Origin of the sequence: Peptostreptococcus canis (assembly GCF_014229965.1) — a bacterium.
GTDB lineage: Bacteria > Bacillota > Clostridia > Peptostreptococcales > Peptostreptococcaceae > Peptostreptococcus > Peptostreptococcus canis.
Window position 1 is genome coordinate 537649 of the sequence record NZ_JABGBW010000002.1, and the last position, 6740, is coordinate 544388.

Consider the following 6740-nt stretch of genomic DNA (forward strand, 5'->3'; position numbering starts at 1 on the left):
CAAATTATTTTTTGCTATCCTTTTCCAGTTTTACAAACGACGATAGCATACTAAAAAACTCCGAATCTTTTCTAAAAATATTCTTTCCTATACTTTCTATAAACTTCTGCTTGGAATTAAGAAGTAAAAGACTTCTTTTTGCCCTGGTGATTCCAACATACAACAGTCTAATTCTCTCTTCAATCAATTCTTTCTTTAAATCCACTTCATAATCGACCATATTTTTGACTTTATTACCTGAGATAATATCTATTTCTCTATTTATAAAGGCTTCGGGATATTTATATCCTTCCCTTAAATATCTTCTGTCTATTCTAAAATAATCACTTAATTTTGAAGGAAATTCGGAATTATTAATTCCAAAAATCACGACTGCATCCCATTCCATTCCTTTACTTTTATGAAGAGTTGATACCGTTACGCTGCCCGCCTCGGGTTCTTTTTCTCCGATATTATATATTGAATCTATCGCAGGCTCAAATACCCTGGAGTTCTTTTTATCCAGTGCTGTCGAAACCCTTGAAAAATCAATTTTTTCAAATCGTGAAAGCATTTCAAAATAAAAAACTATTGAATGACCAAGTTGCTGTTCAAATATATTTAAATTTAACTCTGAACATATGTTACCTATAAATTCACATATATTTAAAGGGGATTTTTCTAAAATTCTTTTTAACGCCTTTAAGCCCTTTATCGAATTATCATAAAAAGATTTTCTATTCTCATCCAGCATACATACCTTTGCTTTCGATATAATATCCAACAAATAATTTTCTTCATAAATTAATCTGTCTACATCCACATCAGCCATTCGCTCTCTTAATTTTAATTCTTCATCATGGGATATATCAAACTCATTGAATCTGTATACAAATGAATTTAGAAACATATCTATAAATCTATCTATATCTGAATCTAATATGAAATCTATAATATATTTAATATCCTCTATTAATTTTTTTCTCTCTTTGGAATCTGCCCCTAATTTATCATATATAATATTCTGATCATCAAATCTCTCGCAAATATTCTCCACATCAAAGTTGGAAAAACAAAGTACACCGACAGAATAGGATGGGTATTTTTCATTATAATATTTCACCGTCTTGACAATCATGTCAAACTCTTCAAATGTATCATTCAAACTTTTTGTATTTATCAAATATTTATCCGTAATAGGATTTTCCCTATATCCTTTACCTTTTTCAACTTCGTGAATATAAAGCGGTTCCAGTGAATTATAGTATGGCTTTTCTTCATCTAAATTTACATATTCAACCAATTTATTTGCCAAATCAATTACATTTTTTGAACTTCTTCCCGCCATATTCATTTCATAAGAATAATCGGCATTTTTGCAAAAATCTACAAAAAATTTAGGATTCGAACCAGTAAAAGTTCCCGTAATACTCTGATTTACATCTCCAACTCTGACCAGATTTTTTTTAGACTTCTTTCTAATATTCTTATTTGCAGATATAATATCTATTATCTTTCCCTGAATTGAGTTTGAATCCTGACATTCATCCTCAAATACATATCTATACTTTTCCTGGTAATGTTGTGCAACACTCTTATTTTCCGATAAAATTTTATACGCCATTATTAGAATATCATCATAATCCATAAAACCTGAATATCTCAATTTAGTCTGATAAATTGAATAAATAGGCGACATAATTTTCATTATTCCCCTATAATCATCTTCGACGATACCCTTTAAATAATCGTCATCTATACTCGCATATTTGAGAAGTTTTATGGTGTTTGAAACCACAGATGTAAATTCACCGTTCCATTTTTCAATTGTATTCTCATTCATACGCTCTTTTTTATCTATAAAACTAGAAATCTTGGTCTCGTTGTTATCGATGCCTTTATATTCTTCAATGGCTTCATTAATAAAAATAGCTTTCTTATAATCATCAATTATATCACTATCTTCACTCATAAATATAAGACTGCTATTTTCTTTTATAATTTTCATGGCCAAAGAATGTATTGTCATTACTTCAAACTTTGACCTGCTTATTCCGTTTTCATCCACCAAACTTCCTATTCTCGACTTAAAATTGTTGGCAGCACTATTCATATATGTAAGAATCAAAATCTTTCCTTCTAACTCTTCTTCCTGCATATATTTTAGTAACTTTGCCACTAAGTTTGTAATAATAAAAGTCTTTCCGGCTCCCGGAACAGCCTGTATGCCCATAGTTCCAGATTTATATTCCATTATTTTCTTTTGATCTTTTCTATAAACTACAGACATACTCCATTCCTTTCATAAAATCTATTTTCTCGTCAATTCTAAAAATCTATTTTCTCGTCAATTCCAAGAATCTATTTTCTCGTCAATTCTAAAAATCTATAATAAAATTTATTTTCCTGATCAAATCCCCTAAGCGATTTCTCACTATACATCAAATAAATATTTTGGCAACTTTCTTTTGAACTATAGCCATTTTCAATCCAACCGTTTTTCAATATTTTCTTCACCTTTTTATCTATTTTTGTCTCAAGCAAATCCTTATAGACTCCATCCAGATTTTCTTCGGTCAAATTACTTAACAATTTATCATCCATATAGGCAAGTTCACAATCAAGTTCGGTTTCTACTTTATCATCAAACAGACCTGATTTTGCATCCAATACTATTTTATATTTTTTTACCATCTCCAAATTACTGTAATCATCAGGAGTTACTAAAATAACCGGATTGCAATATGTATTTTCCAGCTTTCTCTTATTAGATGTGAATATCCCGAGATATTTTTTTACAAAGTCTATCTTGAAATCATCAGTAATTAAAAATCCGGCATTATCTAAACTGCTTATATTTTTAAAACTTTTAAAAACCTCGGAAATGCTTTCAATAAATCTTATACCTTCCTCATTGGAATGAAAAACTTTCTTATAGAACTTCTTTATAAATTCTTCTTCCCTGTATTTTTTTTCGTAAGGGAAATTCTCTTCTATAAAGTTTTTTCTGATTTCGTTAGTATATTTATCGATATTTCTTCTAATATCTAATGGTGATTTATCTTTATAAATATTTTTGATAAATGCAAACCTCTCATCTTCATTAAAAATATACTCGCAATTTTTATATATGGATAAAGCGACTAAAGCAGAAATAGCAATATCGCTGTTTCCTATATCTTTTGATTCAGAAATACATTTTATATTATGACCCAGTCTGTATGAAATATCTTTAATAATTCTCGACAGACTATCGTTTAATACAGGAACTATAACACATATTTCATTACTATCAATTCTTCTCTCATTCAGCAATTCATTTAAAATCTGTTCTAATCCATTAAGCATTTCACCATATGATTCAAATCCCATATCATAGACATTTGAAATAGATTCCAGAAAAAAGGTATCCTCACAATCAACAAACTCCAAAATCCTGTTTTTTACTTCATCCTTGTAAGTGCTATTTTTTATCAGTCTATTAAAATATAATTCATATATTATGGAATTATCATATACTCCCAAATTACTTAAAACAGCTCTATATTCCACTATTATGTTTTTTAAATCAACAAATATCTGTGAATTTTTTCTACCCTTTCTAAATCTCTCTATTCTCTGTGCTATAGCTTCAACAGGAATATTTTCTTTGGCAGATTTTAACATAATTTTATATACTTGTCTAGAGATGCCTATACTATCTGAATTGATTTGTGAAAAATATCCATCAAACATTCTTCTTTCCTCAATTATTTTGTATAAAATAGCAATGCAGACATCTCTATCAATCACTTTCGGCAAAACACCTTCACCTATAAGGGGCCAATAAAGTTTAACTTCGGATAAAGTATAATAATCAAAAGTCATCATATTTAATTTTCCAAAAAAATCCCCTTGAAATGAATCTCGAAATTTTTTCTTTTCTAAATTAGCTCTAAGGTTATTTTCATATATTAAATATTTTTCTCTTTCAATCATATCTCAACTCCTAATTAACGGTTCATTTAATCCTACCTATATTATATACTATTATTAATTTAATTCATACTCCCCTTGCTTCATCTCTAATAATCTAACCTTTTTAGAATTAACGGAAATAACCGGTTTGCCGGAAGTCCTCATATCTATTTTAGCATTTTTATATACTGAACGAATATATTCGTCCAAATTACCTTTGTATTCTTTTTTATTATTTTCCAAAATAACTGAATTTGGCACTTTTCCATATAATAGATATTTATCCTCTATTTTTTCTGATTTAATATCAAATTTCGGATTATAGTTATGAACTACAAGTCTTACACTGTCTTTAGGTGCATTTATTTTCACTTTATCAGCAATATCCTTGCCTATATAAATATCAACTCCAAATTCTTTATGGATTTTTTCACCAAAAGAATGCTCGTAATCATACTGGGATGCTATATCATCTGCAAATAACCTGAACAGCTCATTAATTCTTATATCCTTTTCAGTAACTTTTTCCAGCTTGTCAAAATTCTTCTTTTCTCTCAAATTCTTTTCACTAAATAGGTCTCTTTCAGAAGTTGACAGATTATTGTCTTCACCATCAAAATAATCCTCTACCATATTTAAAACATCCATTTGTATCCGGTTTTCATTGTTTTCAAACCCATACTCCTGATAAAAATCTTTTTCTAATTTTTTCTCACCGGATACATTCAATATCAATTCATTGGCAATCTTACCCTTAATATTCATTAAATCAACCAAAACTGAAGGATTTGTATTTATTTCCAATATATTAATATTTAAATCAAAATGTTTATTCCTGTTATCAAGGGATAGGTATTCTTCATAGTTTTCAATGTCTACCACAATCTTATCAATCTTGTCCTTATATGCTATTTCATCGATATAGTCAATTTTTTTCACTTTGATGTAGTTTTTTACCAAACCAGCATCAATATTTAACCTTGACTTTTTATCTATATCATTCATATAGCTATGATAATACTTGCTATCATCTACTTGCATATCAACACTATTTGGAACCTCAACATCTACCACACTATAATGGCTAATAAATGTAGCGTCTAAATTCAATGTATTTTTATCGAATCTAGCCCCGTCAACAGCCATTTTATTAAGTGAATTTCTTACTACATCCTTTGAATGTCTTAGTGACTTCATAAAATCCAGCATATCATTAATTTCTTCAAAAGAATTTATTTGATTGAAGTTTTCTTCATTTACTTTATTGAAAACCGGCTTTCCAAAAATCTTCTCTTCATATACTCTATTCATATCTTTTGCATCTATTACCAAAGTATTTTTATCCATACTTAAACTAAATACGTCTTTTCCATATGTAGATTTTACATGAACCTTTACTTTATTTGAATTTGACTTTTTCACATTTATTACAGTATTTCTAGGCAAATTACCTATTTTCAAAATCTCAACTTTTGAATCGGTATTTATTAAATCAGACTCATCCATTAATTCTGCTCTTTTTTCATCAAAATATGAATTAAACTTAGGTACAGATAAACTACCGACAAATAAACTTCCTACAACTCCAACTATAATCATAGAAAATATTATTAATAAATATTTTTTCTTCATCTATCTCTTCCCTCCTTTAAACACCCCATATGAAATCGAGTTTATTTTAATTCCTAGCTTAAACAATATTACAAATATCCATATTATAAGCAAAGCCACGCCCACCGCGAACAGTATAGGAAAAATAACTAATATAGAGCTCATACCTATAATATCCAATGTTGAGCCCGCTATCGGTACAGCCAATAGAGCAATCCCTATTGACAATAGAATTCCAAATGTAGCAATAACAATCACCGGAAAATACATTATATCAAAAAAGAAAATAACAATCGGCAAAATCATTCTCTTAAAAAATAAACCTGTTTCCTCAGCATTTTTTCTTCTTATTTTATTTTTTTCTTTATATTTTTCTTCATCATTATAATCAGAATAAAAATGCAGAAAATCGCTTTGCTTATACTTACCATCTTCTATATCATTTTTAACCATTTCATCCACTATTTCTTTAGGGTTTCCCAGAGAAAATGCTATATCATCTTCGGACTTTCCCTCTGATAATCCTTCTCTAAAATATTCATCGTAATCTCTTAAAATATCATCTATTTCTTTTGGTTCTATACATTTATAAGCCTTTTCAAGATAAAACCTTAAGTCAGACATAAAATCCGCTCTATTCATCGCTCTTCCCCTTTCTTAGTATCAAATCAACATCTTCAACAAAGTCATACCATTCTTTCTCTTGCTGTGCAAAATAATTCTGGCCTAAATTAGTCATCTTATAGTACTTTCTAGCCGGACCACCACTTGAATCCACCATATATGTTTCAAAATACGAATCCTTTGTAAGCCTTCTAAGTATCGGATATATAGTCCCCTCGTTAACCTCAATACTTTTAGAAATATTTTGAACGATTTCATAGCCATACATATCCTTATGATTAATCATAGCCAGCACACATAATTCCAAAGCACCTTTCCTAAACTGAGTGTTCAAATGCTTCACCACCTTTTTTAAAATTTCTTCTTACTTACTAAATATTTACTGTTGATCACATACTACTGTGTATTACTATGTATTATATATTACTGAGTATAGCATATTATTGTGTAATACACAATAGTTATAAATAAAAAAACTCCGGAAAAATCCGGAGCTTGTCACGTAGCTACGTCCTATTCTCCCGGGCAGCTTCCCGCCAAGTACCTTCAGCGCTAAAGAGCTTAACTTC

5 protein-coding genes are annotated in these 6740 nt (G+C 29.3%); all 5 read right to left on the reverse strand.

The features are described from left to right. Positions 1 to 4: 4 nt before the first annotated feature. Positions 5 to 2269 (reverse strand): ATP-dependent helicase, encoded by a 2265-nt coding sequence (locus HLB29_RS05385; protein ID WP_185624114.1) that lies wholly within the window; start codon positions 2267 to 2269, stop codon positions 5 to 7. A 71-nt stretch (positions 2270 to 2340) separates the two neighbouring features. Then, positions 2341 to 3957, reverse strand: a complete 1617-nt coding sequence (locus HLB29_RS05390; RefSeq protein ID WP_185624115.1) for a hypothetical protein — start codon at positions 3955 to 3957, stop codon at positions 2341 to 2343. 54 nt (positions 3958 to 4011) lie between these two features. Next, positions 4012 to 5568 carry a hypothetical protein gene (locus HLB29_RS05395; protein ID WP_185624116.1) on the reverse strand — a complete coding sequence of 519 codons (1557 nt, stop codon included), beginning with the start codon at positions 5566 to 5568 and terminating at the stop codon, positions 4012 to 4014. After that, positions 5569 to 6189, reverse strand: a complete 621-nt coding sequence (locus HLB29_RS05400; RefSeq protein ID WP_185624117.1) for a DUF1700 domain-containing protein — start codon at positions 6187 to 6189, stop codon at positions 5569 to 5571. It abuts the gene before it with no gap. Then, the gene (locus tag HLB29_RS05405) at positions 6182 to 6505 is read right to left on the reverse strand and encodes a PadR family transcriptional regulator (RefSeq protein WP_185624118.1); all 324 of its coding nucleotides are present in this window, start codon (positions 6503 to 6505) and stop codon (positions 6182 to 6184) included. Before HLB29_RS05405 ends, HLB29_RS05400 begins: the two co-directional genes overlap by 8 nt. Positions 6506 to 6740 lie beyond the last annotated feature (235 nt).